Genomic DNA, 17,193 nt, shown 5'->3' with positions numbered 1-17,193 from the left:
CAGGTATATTCAGTGATTGAATTAAAATGATGGCTCCAATACTGAAAATAATAGCAGCTATAAAACTAATCAAGCTGACTACATTTTTACTCAAAATATACTCCTCATCTTTTTCCATACAGGCTTAACTAACTAATAAATGATTAGCCTATGAGAATACTGTTAACAGAATACAAATTAGCGAATTTTGATGATTAATTTCACTGAGCTTCAAACTAAAAACCCGGCTTTGTTAACAAAACCGGGTTTCACTTAATTCGCACAAACTTAGATGGGAAATCTTCCTTATTTTTATTTAGGCTGACTTAACTCTTAGCTTCTGACTGCAATACTTGTCCGATAACTGCAAGACTTTCTTCAAATAGTGACTCACGTCCCCAACGTTGTACCTGTTGACTGAGCAGAGCTTCTGCTTTTTGTTCCGACAAGGAACTTACTTGTTGAAACAAACCAGCCGATTGAGCGCCACCGTGAGTTTCCATCCGCATACAACCGCCAGTTTCTGAGCAGATAACTGTACCACAATTTGCTTGAGTATTGGTTGAACTAAGACGCAGTGCAATTAAATCGCCGACAATATCACCCACATCAGCAACGGGAACACCTGCTAACTCAGCTTCTACTTGCTTTTGGTCTTGATTGACAAAATGAATGCGCGTGATGTCATAATCGCCGCTATCCTTTTGATAGGAAACTGGTAGCCATTCTAAGCGACTCGCCAACCAACCCAAAAATAACAATGCTTGGGCGGGGTTACCTTTTTCGTAATCAATTGTCACTCGGTCAATGTCTTTGAGCGCTGCACGACGGTTTGGGGGATCGAAAGCTTGAGCTGTCAACTCTTGCCATGCGGACAGGCGACGCCAGTTTAAATCAGCTAAAGGTACACCTGTTGCTACTAATTCTTTGAGGCTACGTAAATCGCTTTCTGGCTCGTTGAAGTTGCAAGAATCAACAATGACGTTGTTACAAACTGCTGCTAATCTCTTGAATAGAGTGTTGTTAGGGTCTGGTGTAGCCTTCCACCACAGAAATTTTGGCAAGCCACCAATCAACAACGCTGGAATCATCCCGCCAATTCTTTCCAAAGCAGCAGGCGTACCACTGAGAGTGATGTATTCGCAGCAGATGAGTGTACTAGATGATTGCTTTTGAATGGGGCAGTAAGCAGAAACTTGAGCCTTTACCCCTTCATCTTCACCGACAATGGGAAACAGGGCAATAATCCGGCAAGGGTTGCGGAGGGCGATTTCATCAGCAATCCTGGGGCTGGTGCTACTGTAACTATAGGAAGCATTTCCATTAGTAGTTTCACTTGTAGCAGAATTGCCTTGGCGTTTGGCGAATTCTTCCCGCAGTTTAGCTATGGTTTCGGGTGTGGCTGTACCGGTTTCTGGCAGTGCATACTTGATTTGTACTTGTCGCAGTGCAACCTCTGTCTGTGGGCCCAGGATGCCATCAATGGGGCCGTTGTAAAATCCTAAAGATGCCAACAGATATTGGGTTTCTTCTGGTTCATATACTACTAGAGTAAATGTGGTAGCACGAGTTGCCGCAGGTAGTGCGCCATCTTCGCCAGTAATACCGTAACTTTGCCAAATTTGATTGAGTTCCGTTTCGATTTCGTTCAGCGAAATATCCTTCGGGGCTTGAAGTGAGAAAATGGTAGGAGCTTGAGAAGTCATAGCCAATTTTGTGTAGTTGTCAGTTGTTAGTTGTTAATTGTCAGTTGTCCGTGGAATAATGACCAATGACTAATGACTAATTAAAGTCTGCGCCAGCGACGACCATCTTGGTTAATCAAAAATTCTGCTTCTGCTGGTTCCCATGTTCCTGCTTCGTACTGGGGAATAGTGGCGGGGTCGGCTGGTGTATCCCAAACAGACAATGCGGGGGTGACTACTTGCCAAGCTGCTTCTACTTCGTCGGCTCTGGTGAATAATGTCTGGTCGCCCATCATACAATCAAGGAATAGGCGATCGTAAGCATCGGAAGTAGCTTCAATCCCAAAGGAACCATAGCTGAAATCCATATCTACGGAACGAGTGCGGAATTCGGCTCCTGGCATTTTCACATCAAAACGCAAGGAAATTCCTTCATTCGGCTGAATCCGCATAGCCAAAATGTTGGCATTTCTCTGTTGCGCGGCGGATTGAAACATCAGAGAGGGAACATCACGGAAATGGATGGAAATCTCACTGACTTTTTTCGGCATCCGCTTGCCAGTACGCAGGTAAAAAGGAACACCTTGCCAACGCCAGTTGTCAACTAAGAACTTCATGCCTACGTAGGTAGGTGTAGAGGAATTGGGATCAACTCCTGGTTCTGTCCGATACCCAGATACTGGTTGACCTTTCATCCAGCCAGCACTGTATTGTCCGCGTATGGCTGAACGTGACAAGTTATGTACATCAGCTAGGCGAGTAGCTTGTAGCACTTTGACTTTTTCTGTGCGGATACTATCAGCATCCATTGAGTTTGGTGCTTCCATCGCTGTGAGACAGTAAAGTTGCATGAGGTGGTTCTGCAACATATCCCGCAGTGCGCCGGCTTTTTCGTAATAACCAGCCCGATCTTCCACACCTACGGTTTCGGCGACGGTAATTTGTACGTGGTCAACAAAATGACGATTCCACAGTGGTTCAAAAATTGCATTGGCGAAGCGGAATACTAGCAAGTTTTGAACTGTTTCTTTACCTAAGTAATGATCAATGCGATAAACTTGGTTTTCTTGGCAATATTTTTGCACCACTTTGTTCAGACTTTGGGCAGATGCCAAGTCTCGACCAAAGGGTTTTTCAATTACTAGACGATGTTTATACTCATCGTCTAGCATTCCTGCTCCCCCTAGTTGTCTAATGGCTTCAGGAAAGAAGTTAGGAGCAACAGAGAGGTAAAACATCCGGTTTCCCCGTGTACCTCTTTTCTCGTCTAATTCGGTTAACAAATCCTTGAGTTTTTGGTAACTTTCAGGATTGTCTATGTCTCCAGGACAATAGAACAGACCTTGAGAAAAATCTTCCCACAGTTCTCCGAGTTCGACACTGCTATGAGCCTCTTCCATGCCTTTTTGCATTTGCTCGCGGAAGTATTCGTGGCTCCATTCTCGACGGGCTACCCCAACAATGGTAGTTTCTGGGGGAATGCGCCGTTCCCGACGTAATTTGTAAAGTGCGGGAACGAGTTTGCGCCAGGTAAGATCACCAGAAGCGCCGAAAATGACTATGATTTGGGGTTCAGGCATCCCTTGCTGTTGCAGACCAATGCGCAAGGGATTTTCTAGGAGACTAACCATACAGTTTTTGGATTTTAGATGGAGGTTTGAGAGATTGGGTACTGGGTACTGGGGATTGGGGATTGGGGATTGGGATCAGGTAAATTTCTTCTCCCCTGCTCCCGGCTCCCTGTCCCTGTGCCTCTTCCTAGTACCCAGTCCCTATACTGGTGACAATAGCTTGACTTTGCCCTCTAAAGAGTTCATTAGGGACTGGAAAGGTTGGACAAATTTGTTAATACCTTCGATTAACAATTCGTCCATAACGGCATCAATATTAATGTTGATGTCTGGGTCTTTGAGGCTTTCTATTAACTGGTAAGCTTCTGCAACTCCTGTTTCTATACGGTTAGCGACTTCGCAATGGTCAGCACAAGCGGTAATTGTCGCTGGTGGTAAGGTATTGACGGTATCGGGGCCAATTAACTCATCGACATACATGACATCGCTGTAGTCAGGGTCTTTAGTGCTGGTGCTGGCCCACAATAATCTTTGCACTTTTGCGCCTTTGACTGCTAGGACTTGCCAACGATCGCTTTCAATAATTTTGTTGTATTCTTGATAAGCAATCTTGGCATTAGCGATCGCTACTTTACCTTTAACAGCTCTCAGTTTTGCTTCCAGGTTAATATCATCAACGCCACGGGCTAGTTTGGCATCAATTTTACCGTCAATGTTGCTATCAATCCGACTGAGAAAGAAGCTGGCAACAGAAGCAATTTGACTGATATCTTTACCCTCAGCTAAACGTTTTTCTAAGCCCCGAATATATGCCCAAGCTGTGTTGATATAGCTTTGGACAGAAAATAGCAAGGTAACGTTAACGTTAATTCCCTCAGCTATTACCTGTTCTACGGCTGGCAAACCGGCTTCAGTACCGGGGATTTTAATCATCACATTTTCCCGACCGATTTCTTGATAATAGCGGCGGGCTTCATTAATCGTGGCTTGTGTATCATGGGCAATGGTTGGTGGTACTTCGATACTCACATAACCATCTAATTTATTCGAGGCTTCATATACAGGGCGCAAGATATCACAAGCGTTACGGATATCTGCGAAAACCAGGGATTCATAAATTTTGTATGTGGGTAATCCCGCACGAATTCCAGCTTCTATGTCAGCATCATAAATTGCATTATCAGCGATCGCTTTTTCAAAAATTGCTGGATTGGAAGTAATCCCGCAAATACCCTGGTTTTCAACTAAATTTTTCAGTTCCCCCGACTGAATAATGTCACGGCTCAAATTATCCATCCAGATACTTTGACCGTATTCTTTAATCTCCAATAAATGATTGATAGCCATAGCTACAGTTGTTTCACCCCGTAAAAGATGTTCTAAGTGATTTCGACAAAACTCATCAAAGTATTGATGGTTACTTTTGCATTTTTGCTTTGTCTATCACTTATGACATCGGCCAGCTGAGATAAACTCTCACATTTAGCTGAAAAATTGCTGAGTTTATGAGTGCTGAATTATGAGTGCTGAGTCAAAATTCTTCCCTCATCTCCCCATCTTTCCTGCCTTTTCCTCTCCTAATGACCGTTCTGAATAAAAGATTCAACCTTCGCCACATCCTCTTTACTACCAATAATTAGAGGTGTGCGTTGGTGTAGTTTTTTCGGTACAACATCTAAGATGTCTACTAATCCTGTAGTTGCCCGACCACCAGCTTGTTGAATTAAAAAGGCCAGGGGCGCAGATTCATACAACAACCGCAATTTACCTTCAGGGTTTTGGATTGTTCCTGGGTAGAGAAACACACCGCCTTGGACCAGAATTCTGTGAATATCGCTCACCATTGCGCCACTGTAACGAGCCGTGTAGCCTTCTGTGCGATGTACATAGCGGATATATTCCCGCATAGATTCTTCCCATTGCCAAAAGTTACCTTCATTGACGCTGTAAACTGAGCCGTGGTTAGGAATGCGGATGTTTTCCTCGCTGAGGATGAACTCTCCTAAGCTGGGATCAAGGGTAAAGGAGTGAACTCCCTTACCTATAGTGTAAACCAGCATTGTGCTGGGACCATACAGGATGTAGCCCGCCGCAATTTGCTTGCGTCCATTGGTGAGGAGGTCTTTAGCTTGACCATCGCTATCATCTCCTTCCTGTTGACGGATGGAGAAAATGGAACCCAAACTGAGGTTTGTATCGGTGTTTGAGGAACCATCTATGGGGTCATAAAGTAAGGTGTAACGACCTATGGGGCAATTTTCTGGAATGTAGTATGGTTCATCCATTTCCTCGGAAGCCAGGCGACAAACTAAGCCGCTTTGCTCAAAAACTGAGATAAACACATCATTGGCATAAACATCCATCTTTTTGACGGATTCCCCTTGTACATTCACATCCCCAGTAAATCCGAGAACGCCTTCCATTAAACCAGCGCGGCTAAGGCGACGGGCTACCAGTTTGCCAGCTAGGGCAATCCGATTCATCAGCGCACTCAAATCTTGTGCATCTGCGGAAAAACTCTGGAGTTGCTGGAGGACATGACGAGATAAGGTTGTACAATCGCGGTCTAGAGCTTTGTCTGTAGCTTTTTGGATAGACGAATCCAAAGATTCTGGCGCTTTAGCCATGTTATGTACTCCCTAGTGAGTGGCTGTTAGTTGGGTCAGGTTTTGCGTGGCAACATACAGTTGCTGCTTCTATCTTAGAAAGGTAATTTGATAACTTAGATTTGATTTTAGATAAACTAAAGAAATGAAAAATTTCCGCCTGCTATCCTGGGGATAATCATTGAAATAGCAGAATATGTTTGAGTAAGTGTACTTAGTATTGTGTGCTATCTACGAAATCGACGTTTTAAGTACTACTATTAACATTTTGCACAAATATTATGACGATTTTTGTAGGATGGGCATCAATTACTTTTAATGGAAAGGTTCATTCTCACATTGACTGACTTTTGACCAAGCCTCTTTGAGGTGGGTTTCAGGGTATAGGAATATACGCGTAATGAAAATCCGACTGGTTATGATAGTTTTTTGGGAAATCACAACTAGTCGGATTTGTTATTTAATTTTTATGGCGTTGTTTAAATGTTTCTAGCGAACATTAGCCCTCTGTGTATTGATAAATAAAACACCTTTTGCTGGGATCAGAGGCTGTTATTGATTAATAATCTTGTTGTTTACTCCAACTACCTCGTCGGTCATCTTCTCGCGGTTTAGCCTTGTTAACTCTAAGTTGACGACCCATCCATTCTGCGCCATCTAATTCGGTAATAGCTGCATCTTCTTGGGCATCTTCATTCATTTCAACAAAGGCAAAACCACGCATCCGACCGGTTTCGCGGTCAGTAGGTAATACAACTCTTTTGACCTCGCCGTAGTCTGCAAATACGGCTCTTAAGTCTGCTTCGGTGGCGCGGTATGAGAGATTTCCAACGTAGATAGTCATGTGGGATCACGTAATTCTTAACAAAAAGCGGTTAGTTCAGATGTTAAAAGATTCTGAGCAAATATTGCCTAGTCTCTTTTGGTCACAGACGGTAAATGTCGTAGAGCAGCAATTATGGTTGCTGGCATTAACTCCAACTAAAGTTTCCCTGCGGCTGAACTGAGGCATACGCTCATATGATAACTGATCATGATAATTTTCAAAGTGAGAGATTTTACAATATCTCTTAATATGAAATCAGCAAGTCTTATATGTCTGATTGTCAGAAGACAAGAGGGGAAAACCTTGTTTATCGCTTGGTTATGAAGTCAACGGTGAAAGAAAAGATATTTTTATCTGTTTGTTCTTTATGAAAATTTTATGATTGGTGATGTTGTATGCAAAACTACTTTTCATTGATACTGGGTTGGCAGCAATTCACTAGAGGTTGATTAGCTATTTCCTGCAAACCAACTGAATTAAGTAGAGTTTTCCAATTGGTTAACAAAGTCTTATCTTTGGGGTTGGTGAAGCGTAATTTTGCCAAACTCATGAGGGCATCGTACCAAATTCCATTTGCTGCATAAAGCGCCGCTTTTTCTTGAGGTGTTGCTTGTTTAATTTGTTCGTTTAAGGTTAAATTTTGGTTAACTTTTTGCACCCAACCTTCAGCATAATCTAGTTTCATTGACTGTTGGCGATGGTCTACGGCGGAGCGTAGCCCATCGCATTGCACCCGTACTTTAAAAAACCAGCGATACATTTTTCCTATCTGTAATGAGGCTGCACTGGGAGGTAAATTAACACTAATAATTCCTGGTGATTCTGGTGGAGTTAGGAAAGTCCGGTATAAAGTTTGACTTTTATTATGGGTTTGCTCTTGCAAAACAAACTCTATGTTGGCGATAGATGAGGTGTTATGTGGAACAAAAAAGAAGAAGTTAGGATTTTCGGCATTTGTTAAGCCCCAAACCTGGGTGATGGGAACAACTGCTTGCTTACTTTGGTTGAGAGTTTGTTTGTAGGTAGGTACTAAGGCTGTTACTGTTTGATGAGTTGCGTCGCATCCACGACTTGCAGCCCCACCTCTAGAACCTGCTGCACTCCGGTCTGGGGGTGGCGGTGGTGGGATAAATTGGACTGAGGCAAGACTTGTATCAAGTGGTAAAGCCTGGAGTTGTAGAGGGTAGGATATATTGCTAGTGAATGCTATGCCCAAGGCTATGGTGAATTGAAAGCTTTTCATAGTTTGTTGTCAAGCAAAAAAATATTTTTATGCTGCTTTGATAGGCTTGATGAAAGCTACTAAGATAACAGTATTAACTCCTAAAGCGATCGCCGCAGGTACTAAGGGAACCCAACAACTGTATAGTATTAATAATATCAGGCAAATACTGTACAAACTCAGGAATGCTATGCCAACGGCCAGTCCTAAATGAGTAAGTTGTCGCAGATAAAGAGCAAGTAAACCCCCTACAATAGCCCAACCCCAAACCCAAATAACTTCAACCCATATATGCCAAGTTGATAACAGAGGTCGCCCGTCTAAAACCGCACTTAACAACTGACTAACCATCTGGGCTTGTAAAAACACTCCTGCTATTTCCTGTAGCTTACCTTGTGAGGAAGCATAAGGCGTCAATGAATAATCACGAAAGCTTTCGGCTGTTGTGCCAATTAAAACTATTTTGTCTTTGACTGCATTCGCTTGTAGTTGTCCAGTTAGTGCTTGTTGTAATGTAATCCGTGGTGCGATCGCTTCTAACTTATCAAAGGAGCGATAATTGAGTAGAATTTGGTGTCCTAACGCGTCAATACCTTGGTAGCCTCCGGTATGAGCCTCTATTGGTTTTAAGGTTAGCTTACCTAGTTGCCATGCTCCATCAGGCGTAAATTGTAACTTAATTCCTACAGTATATAAATAACGTAGAGCCAACTGCACATTTAAAGAATAAGGTGCAGTGCAGGGAGATGAGGGAGGAGGCGTTAACGCCAACAGATGACGACGTACCACATTATCTGCATCGATGACGATATCACTGAAGCCGAGAGCGCTAGGGGAAACTTCTGGTGGTGGTTTAATGCCTGGGTTGCTACTTTGGGGGTTACTAACTTGACATACTGCCACAAAGCGATCGCTTTTTTTCATTCGTGTGGCTAACTCTGGATAAGCTGGTTTTACTGCGTAATCACGGTATATATCCAAACCAATCACTCGTGGTTGATATGCCTCCAATTTTGCTAACAACTTACCAAGAGCTTCATCAGATAAAGATCCCCGCCTATCTGGAGATTGGGATTGCACATCTTCTTCAGTTACAGTAATTACCAGTATGCGTGAATCTGGCTTTTCCTGTGGACGCAAACCTAGTACGTGGTCAAATGTCATCAACTCCCATGATTGCAGTAAACCAAAATACCGTACCCCCATTAACAATAGTGTTACGACGGTGCTGGCAAGTATGACCGCAGACAAAGCTTGTCGTAGTTTGATACCTCCTCTAGTGGCAATTTTTGGTAAAGAGGTTATTTCATCATTCTGGTTGACGTGTAATTCTTGCCATAATAGAGGCATCGCTGCCGGATTTTGATAAATGACAGGCAACCAAGTAGCACAAGGAAATTGATTTTCCAGTCCTTGCAACCGTTCCCGCGCCTCCCTGACTGCTATGTATAGAGATTCGCCACGGGCAAAAGCTTCTAAAAAATACTTGAGAAATTCTTGTGCCACCCTATCAGGAATAGGTTCGCGCATGACGATAATTTGGGGTATCTGCAAATCTGCAAACTCCCGTGCCAAACCCAAACCATCACAAGAGTTAAAAATCGCCAGATGTAAACCCCGTTCTACGGCTTTCCGCAAGGCGTACTTTAACTGACTAATTGTCAAACACTCTGTTTGATTAATATTAATTTTCCCGGTATCACCGCTTTTATCAGTAGCACTATGTCCAGCAAAAAACAAAATCTGCCAGTCTGGTTCCCATAGTTGGTCGGTTAAGTCTTTACTTGATGGCTCAACTAAAAAGGTAGTATTGGCATGAGGTAATTCTTGCAATAGTTTACTGTCCGCTTGGATATCAATTCCCTGACTATTACCCAAAATAGCTAAAACTTTCACCTGTGATTTAAGCGGTGAATTGTGGTTGACTTGTTCATAGCTAGGCGCACTCAAAGCAATTTCAGCTTTTGGATAACGTTCTAGCAAATCCCACAAATGCCAAGGAAGTTTTTGCAATCTCAGGTCATTAGTTTGTAGCAGTACACGGATATGGTCTTCTGGTGTAAGTTTTTCCAGCCATTTTTCGCGAATGGAGCGAAAGCTATCGGATGACAGCCAAGTATTTAAACGAACTTTTAGAGTGTCCGCAGCTTTTTGACAATCTTCTAAAGAAGGTGTTTGTTTTGATTGTTTAGGAATACCGATAGGGCGACCAGAAAATTTAAGTTGACAGTAAATAGACTGCCATTGATGGTAAAAAAGAGGAATATCTGAGTCTGGTGGTAATTCACCAGTAATTTCTACAGTGGGACGAGCATTTTCATCACCAATTTGCAGCGTTATAGGAAATCCCGCCTCAAAACTCCCTGTACTTAACTTTAAAACTACTAACTTGCCCAATGTTAGTACTCCAGATATAGCTGTTGGTAAAAAATTGAGTCTCGCCCCATCAAAAATTCTTAATATTACTCAACCGAGCAAACACCGCTAGCAACAGACACACCACGAGGGGTGATATTTGGTATTTGAGCTACTAGAGATACATTACCGTTTTTATCGACAATCCAGCCTTGCACCTCGACTATTTTAGGTGTGGAAGATTGAGGGTTTTTATTGCTCACATTACTATTTTGACGAGAATTCATCGTATCTAATGTTATCCATCGTCCTGTAGATACTTCGCTTTGAAATGGTTCCATCGGACTGCGGGCAATTCCTCCCCGTCCTGTGATAGTGAAGGAACTACGTCTAGCAGGATTGCCAGGGTTACAGCTAGAGACTATTTGTTGTGACGCATCCGTGAAATTATTAGGCAACTGTACCAAGCCACTACTGGGGTCTACATCAGGTGTATTAATTGTGACTGTACCTGTTAAACCAAACTGAGAACTAGCATCAATATCATTAGTATTATTTGCTGGTGTTGATAGGCGTTGTCCTATACCAAAAATACTCCGGGCATTAATGTTAATATTGCCACCTTTCCCTTGAACAGCATTAGCTACAATATCATTATTTTCATCGGGGGAAGCAACCACAAAGCCATCAGGCGCGTTAATAGTGATGTTACCTCCACTAGCATCATTGAAAGCTTGAGCAGAAATCAAACTTTGATTTTGCAACACCAAAACTTGTACATTTTCTAAAGTGATATTTGCACCTTCACCAGCATTGGTTTCGGCAGTCAGTTTTCCTTGATTGAGGCGAATTGTGTTGACGTTTGCAGTTAGATTACCTGCTGCACCCGTACCTGTGGCGCTGACTGTGACTTCTCCTCCTTCACGGACATTGAGAGTAGGTGTATTGATAAATAAACTCCCAGCTTTACCGCTTCCTTGGGCTTGGGAGAATAAGGTACTGGGGATAGTTTCACCGCCAATGGTTCCAGTACCAATAACATCTACAGACTCGGTAGCATTGACAGTCAAAGTTCCACCTGCACCATCCCCGAAAGAACCTGACTTCACTTCTCCACCATCACGAATTATTAAGCGTGTAACATTAATAGACGATGTATTTTCTTTACCAGAACCAAAGTTATCTGCTGAAATTCTTGCTCCCTGTTCAACAGTCAATATTTCAGTTTTTACGCTTAAGCTGCCTACATTACCCATTGCTCCAGGTTCAGCAGAGACAAAAATTCCACTGCGGTTATTATCTAAAATATCAGATGTTGCCAAAGGAGAATATCCACTTAGAAGAATTGAATCAGTTGCATTGATAGTTAAATTTCCACCATTACCAGCTTGTCGTCCTGCTGTAACAATTTGCGCTCCCTCTCTCACAGTAAGTATTTTTGTGTTAATCATGAGAGAACCTGCATCTCCTGGTTTTTCTAGGAGGTCGTCTCCTACTTGGGCAAAGATTCCACTGGGAATTCCATCTTTATTTCCACTAATTTCTAAAGTATCTGTGGCTTTAACAAAAATATTCCCTGCTTGACCCATCCCAAAAGTTGAACTGTCTATTCTTGCTCCATTTTCGATAAGTAATTTCTGAGTCTCTATAAATAAATTACCACTGTTACCTGTCACACTATTACACTCTGAAGAAATAACACATACTTGAGAACCAATAATACTTGGAGAATTATCATCTGCTGTACCAACCATTTTTATAAATTCAGTAGCATTTATTAATATATCGCCAGCTTTTCCCTCACCTTCTGTAAATGTTGCTATATTAGAACCGTTACTCAATGTTACAGATTCAGTTGCATTAATAGTAAGATTTTCTCCTGTTTGTGAACCAAAAGTAAAAGAAATAATCAGTGAATTATCTGCAATATTAATATTTCTACCCTGTATATGAATCGCACCGCCACCATTACCACTCGGATTGACACTTGCTCCTTGCGAAAATTGAATACTACCAAATTTTTGAGACGATGAATATTCTAAAGCATATCCTTTTTCTACTTCGTTTAAGCCGACAAAACTATTAGCGCCAACACTACCTAACTCTATTTTTCCGTCAATAGCTGTTAAGTTACCCCCAGTTAAGAAAAGATCACCACCTACTAAGGCTAATGTTTTTCCATTAGGAACCTTTAATCCTATAGGCAACCCAAGAGTATAAGAGTCTTCATCAAAATTTGCTTGGGCTTTGTTAACAATATCTCTGAGATGACCACCAAATTGCAGACCACTTGGCACACTGATTGTTAATAATGGTGTGACACCAGACTCAACAGCACTAAACTCTGTATTATCACGAAATTTCAAGCTAGTTGCTGTAGAAGCAACAAAAGAACCACCAATGTCTAGACTAGCATTTTGACCAAAAATAATACCTGTAGGATTAATAATAAATAAATTGGCAGTACCGTTAGCTTTAATAATTCCATCTATATTTGAAGGTAAGCCCCCAGTCACTCTTGTAAATATGTTTCTAACAGCTTCACCGTTTTTAAAAAATGCTGTGTCTCCAGTCGTATCTGGTGTTAGGATAGAAAAAGAAAACTCCTTGAAGCTATGAAAAAGGTTTTCTCCTACCAGTGTTCCTCCTTCTATCACTTTGGTATTACCTTGAAATCTGACAGTAGAGTTAACAGGAAGCGTTGTATCTGGAATAATATCAGCTAAGGTGCGATAACAAAGTAACATCCAAATGATGAAAATATTACCTAATATCCATAATCTAGATTTGTCTTTATACATGGTGAAATAGTCTTAATCTACCAGTAATTTTTATAATGGTTTATTAGTTTTATAAAATAATTTGCTTTTATATCCATAACTATGAAGACGTGTTATAACACGTCTCTAGAGAAGACACACCACTAGATTATTATCGCCTAATTTAGTGAGGAAATGTAAGCATTATTTAGTTTCGCCAACGTTTTTGTGGCTTTACTGCTACTAAAGTCTTCATAATTCCAACACCTAATAAAGCTGCTGTCACACTAGGGTCGGGAACTTGTGCGACTACATCAGCAGGAGTAAATTTAAAACCATTTCTTTCATCAGATCCAGCGAAGTTTAGAGAACCAAGATTTCTAGGAAAGATGACAATTCCATCGGAATTAAGAAATTCAGCTAGGTTTAAAAAGTTAAAAACAGACAAAGAGTTGGGGTCTGTAAAAGGAGCAAAAAACTCAAATTCAATAAAATTTTCTCCACTTGCATCTTCTAATCTTGCTTCATATCTAATTGCCTTATTAATAAATCTTCCTCCAAAAGAACTATAAAAATCGGGTTCATCATTCAAATCCGCTAATATTAATGGATCTTCGATTAAAGAAGTTTTAAGGTCTCCAGCAATAAAAAAGACAGATGTGCTAAAAGATGAATCTGGGCCAACTTCATAGAAAGCATTTTTTATAGCGTTTGGAAATAAGCCAATATTTAACTCTCCAGGAGCAGTTTTAGTGTCTGTGACAGAAGTATCTATCTCAAAGGAGAAAGAATCAGTTGTATTAACAGCAGAACTAGATGCTCTAGCAAATCCAGCTTGAGCAGATTCTGGAAATATACTCAATGCTATTGCTAATATTTGAGCTATAGCACTAATATTTACTATTTGGTTTAATTTCATTAATTGTCCTCCTTTGATACTTATGAATATTACATTTGCGATGTTGAAAATTTTTACAGATAAGGTTGTGAGCCTGAGTATCATTAAATCACAGATAAACGCATTTATACTGTGAGAAATTAAAGTTTTTATGAAATAATATAAATACTTTAAATTTAATATCTGTAATTTACTTAAGTGAGGTTGTTTAGATGTATTGATTTCTTGTCCATCTCATATCAATACAAACTGGGGAGCGCAAAGATAGCGCCCCCAATCAAGCTAATTAACAGTTGCAGTTGAGATTGATATCGAGAGAAGTTGAAAAAGCAGCAGGTTTGTTTTCTAGAATGGCAAACACAGTACCTTGGAAAGACAATGCACCAGAAAGGCTGTTGTAGGAAATCTGGCTAGTAGAGGTGGCGCCAAAGGATGAGCCAAGACAAATTTTGTCGCCTTCACCCCAGTTGAAGTCTTTAATAGTATCTACACCTTCAAATCTAGAATTGAAGACAAATTTATCTGCACCTGCACCACCCCAGAGGATGTCATTCCCTGTACCGCCAACTAAGCAGTCGTTGCCAGCACCACCAAAAAGGGTGTCGTTACCAGCACCGCCATAAAGTTTGTCATTGCCAGCGTCACCATAAAGAGTGTCGTTACCATCTTCACCATAGATGTTATCGTCTCCATCACCACCATATAATCTGTCATTGCCAGTCCAGCCATAGAGAGTATCATTGCCAGCTTCACCGTAGATGACATCATCACCACTACCACCATCTACGGTGTCATTTCCCCCACCAGCGTAGATAGTATCATTGCCACCTAAACCATAAATAAAGTTGTTGGCACTGTTACCCCTAATGACATTGTTGAGTTCGTTACCTGTACCGTTGATAGCTGCACTACCAGAGAGGGTGAGGTTTTCGACGTTTGCCCCTAAGGTATAGCTAATTGTTGAGATGACAGTATCAGTTCCTTGCCCAACATATTCGGTAACTTTGTCACCAACATTATCCACATAGTAGGTGTCGTTTCCTAGACCACCATACATTGTGTCTGCACCGCTTCCACCATCTAAAATGTCGTTGCCATCTTCACCGTGAAGGGTGTCGGTACCATCACCGCCAAATAGTTTATCATTTCCAGTCCAGCCATAGAGAGTGTCATTTCCTGTGTCACCGTAGATGACATCATCACCACTACCACCATCTACGGTGTCATTTCCCCCACCAGCGTAGACGATATCATTGCCACCTAAACCATAAATAAAGTTGTTGGCGCTGTTACCTCTGATGAAGTTGTTGAGTTCGTTACCTGTAGCGCTAACTGCACTACCGGAGAGGGTAAGGTTTTCGACGTTTGCCCCTAAGGTATAGCTAATTGTTGAGATGACAGTATCAGTTCCCTCTGATGCAAATTCAGTAACTTTGTCACCAATATTGTCTACATAGTAAGTGTCATTACCTGCACCCCCTAACATTTGGTCTGCACCTGTACCACCGTCTAAAATATCGTTACCTGCACCACCATAGAGAATATCCTTACCGTCACCACCATAGAGTTTGTCATTGCCGTCACCACCGGAGAGATAATCATCACCTATGCCACCATAAAGAGTATCGTTACCGAGTTCACCATAGATGTTATCGTTACCGGCTTCACCATAGAGTATGTCATCACCATATCCACCATAGATATAGTCGTCACTCCCACCACCATAAACGATATCGTTATCAGAAACACCAAGAACAGGGTTATAAGGGCCGGCGTATATCCAGTCAAGACCATCATTGCCATAAATTACGTCATTCCCTGTTTTGCCGTCGATGGTATCTGGACCATTGGTTCCAAACAGTGTGTCATTACTAGAAGTACCGTTAATAATTGCCATGTTTATTCCTTGTAAGTCTAAAGTTGTTGCTAGGTTATGTTTGCTTCAACTCATAACCGTTCATCTGTGCCTTTCTACGACGGCTTTCAGTGTTTATGCAGTGAGTAGGAAAATTTTTTGGCCAAATTGGAAGAATGCTTACAGTGTTGCGTATTACAATTAAGTAGAAATGTGTAAATTTTAAATCTCTTATATTCACATAAATTTCATGCAACCCCGACAGGGCATTATTGAAATCTTCTCTACCTTTGTGCAGTTTGATGCAGATAAGTTCAGTGTTTGGGTAACTGATAGTAAACTACGGCGAAGTATTAAAAAATGCTTAGAAGAATACCCAGAACAGACTTCTGATCATTTCTGGGTGCTTTATTGGTACAAACTCTGGCAAATTGAATCCAGTCTCCTAGCGGTGGGACATATCTCGGCTTATTTGCAAGAGGTATGCTACTGGGTTGCGAGAAAAATAGCCTTGAATTTTATCAGTCAATTTTCTGTTGCTGATTGTTTTCAGATTGCTATTTCCTGCATTCATAAAATTCTCAAAAATTTTAATCCTGAATACAGTACCAATTTGAAAAGCTATGCTGAATATGCTTTTGAGCGTTTTCTCAAAGACTCACTACGTTTAAGAAAGGAAGCCGATATCTGCACGGACTGGGCTTTACTGCATAAAATTAGTCGGAGACGGTTGGTAAGTGCTTTAGAGAATGCTGGCTTTAGTAATCAAATTATCAGTAGTTATGTCTTAGCTTGGGAATGTTTTAGGGAACTCTACACCAGTGATAATAAAAGCATCCGTCAGTTAGGGAAACCGGATACTCCTACATGGCAAGTAATTACTCAGCTTTACAATAGACAAAGCTTGAGTCAGGTGACTCCAGAAACTTTGGAAAATTGGCTGAGTACCTGCGCTAAAGCTGTACGTAATTTTCTTTATCCCAAGTTTGTGTCTGTCGATGCTCCTATGAACGGCCAAGAATCAGGTAATTTATTAGATACATTACCCGCAGATTTAGCAGCATCTTTACTTACAGAAATTATTGCCCAAGAAGAAGCCACAACTAGACAAACACAACAGGCACAATTAAACCAAGTTTTAATAGATGCTTTAGCAGTTTTGGATATTCAGTCTCAAAAATTACTCCAAGCTTATTATGAGCAAAAGCTGACTCAACAACAAATCGCTGAACAGTTAGAAATTAAGCAATATTCCGTGTCTCGCCGTCTTAGTAGCATTAAGCGCTCATTACTCACTACCCTGTCGCAGTGGAGTGTTGATAGTTTGCATATCTCCCCTACACCAGTCGTACTGGATGCCATAAGTAAAAGTTTAGAAGAATGGCTCAACAACCACTATGCACATCCCAACCCACTTGAAATGGAGCCATTTTGATT

General features: G+C 41.3%; 12 protein-coding genes. 2 read left to right on the top strand and 10 right to left on the bottom strand.

Annotated elements, in window-relative coordinates; all coding sequences use genetic code 11:
• Positions 1 to 305: 305 nt before the first annotated feature.
• From opcA to H6G18_RS05455, 5 genes are all read right to left on the bottom strand, one after another.
• A complete protein-coding gene (gene opcA / locus H6G18_RS05475) occupies positions 306 to 1,685 on the bottom strand; it encodes a glucose-6-phosphate dehydrogenase assembly protein OpcA (protein ID WP_190406076.1) in 1,380 nt (459 codons plus the stop codon).
• 80 nt (positions 1,686 to 1,765) lie between these two features.
• Positions 1,766 to 3,295 (bottom strand): glucose-6-phosphate dehydrogenase, encoded by a 1,530-nt coding sequence (zwf, locus tag H6G18_RS05470; RefSeq protein WP_190406075.1) that lies wholly within the window; start codon positions 3,293 to 3,295, stop codon positions 1,766 to 1,768.
• A gap of 141 nt (positions 3,296 to 3,436) precedes the next feature.
• Positions 3,437 to 4,582: a transaldolase gene (tal, locus tag H6G18_RS05465; protein WP_190406074.1), complete on the bottom strand. Its 1,146-nt coding sequence runs from the start codon at positions 4,580 to 4,582 to the stop codon at positions 3,437 to 3,439.
• Between the two features lie 230 nt (positions 4,583 to 4,812).
• Entirely contained in the window at positions 4,813 to 5,862 is a 1,050-nt protein-coding gene (fbp, locus tag H6G18_RS05460) for a class 1 fructose-bisphosphatase (RefSeq protein WP_190406073.1), read from the bottom strand.
• Between the two features lie 538 nt (positions 5,863 to 6,400).
• Positions 6,401 to 6,685, bottom strand: coding sequence for an RNA recognition motif domain-containing protein (locus tag H6G18_RS05455; protein ID WP_190406072.1), 285 nt, complete (start codon positions 6,683 to 6,685; stop codon positions 6,401 to 6,403).
• A gap of 40 nt (positions 6,686 to 6,725) precedes the next feature.
• Between H6G18_RS05455 and H6G18_RS24965 the strand changes: the two genes are divergently transcribed.
• A complete protein-coding gene (locus tag H6G18_RS24965; RefSeq protein WP_277875566.1) occupies positions 6,726 to 6,848 on the top strand; it encodes a hypothetical protein in 123 nt (40 codons plus the stop codon).
• 222 nt (positions 6,849 to 7,070) lie between these two features.
• Here H6G18_RS24965 and H6G18_RS05450 read toward each other — a convergent pair whose 3' ends face one another.
• The 5 genes from H6G18_RS05450 to H6G18_RS05430 all read right to left on the bottom strand — a co-directional run bounded on the left by H6G18_RS05450 (position 7,071) and on the right by H6G18_RS05430 (position 15,798).
• On the bottom strand, positions 7,071 to 7,910 hold the full coding sequence (locus H6G18_RS05450) for a DUF928 domain-containing protein (RefSeq protein WP_190406071.1): 840 nt from the start codon (positions 7,908 to 7,910) through the stop codon (positions 7,071 to 7,073).
• Between the two features lie 27 nt (positions 7,911 to 7,937).
• On the bottom strand, positions 7,938 to 10,286 hold the full coding sequence (locus H6G18_RS05445; protein ID WP_190406070.1) for a CHASE2 domain-containing protein: 2,349 nt from the start codon (positions 10,284 to 10,286) through the stop codon (positions 7,938 to 7,940).
• 65 nt (positions 10,287 to 10,351) lie between these two features.
• Positions 10,352 to 13,045: a two-partner secretion domain-containing protein gene (locus H6G18_RS05440; protein WP_190406069.1), complete on the bottom strand. Its 2,694-nt coding sequence runs from the start codon at positions 13,043 to 13,045 to the stop codon at positions 10,352 to 10,354.
• Between the two features lie 166 nt (positions 13,046 to 13,211).
• Complete coding sequence (locus tag H6G18_RS05435; RefSeq protein WP_190406068.1) at positions 13,212 to 13,922, bottom strand: hypothetical protein; 711 nt, start codon at positions 13,920 to 13,922, stop codon at positions 13,212 to 13,214.
• 265 nt (positions 13,923 to 14,187) lie between these two features.
• A complete protein-coding gene (locus H6G18_RS05430; protein WP_190406067.1) occupies positions 14,188 to 15,798 on the bottom strand; it encodes a calcium-binding protein in 1,611 nt (536 codons plus the stop codon).
• Positions 15,799 to 16,006: 208 nt separating this feature from the next.
• On the opposite strand from H6G18_RS05430, the gene H6G18_RS05425 reads away from it, so the two are divergent.
• Positions 16,007 to 17,191, top strand: coding sequence for a sigma-70 family RNA polymerase sigma factor (locus tag H6G18_RS05425; protein ID WP_190406066.1), 1,185 nt, complete (start codon positions 16,007 to 16,009; stop codon positions 17,189 to 17,191).
• The last annotated feature ends 2 nt before the right edge of the window (positions 17,192 to 17,193 follow it).

Origin of the sequence: Anabaena subtropica FACHB-260, assembly GCF_014697105.1 — a bacterium.
Taxonomy (GTDB): domain Bacteria; phylum Cyanobacteriota; class Cyanobacteriia; order Cyanobacteriales; family Nostocaceae; genus Trichormus; species Trichormus subtropicus.
This window is presented reverse-complemented; position numbering and strand designations above follow the sequence as displayed.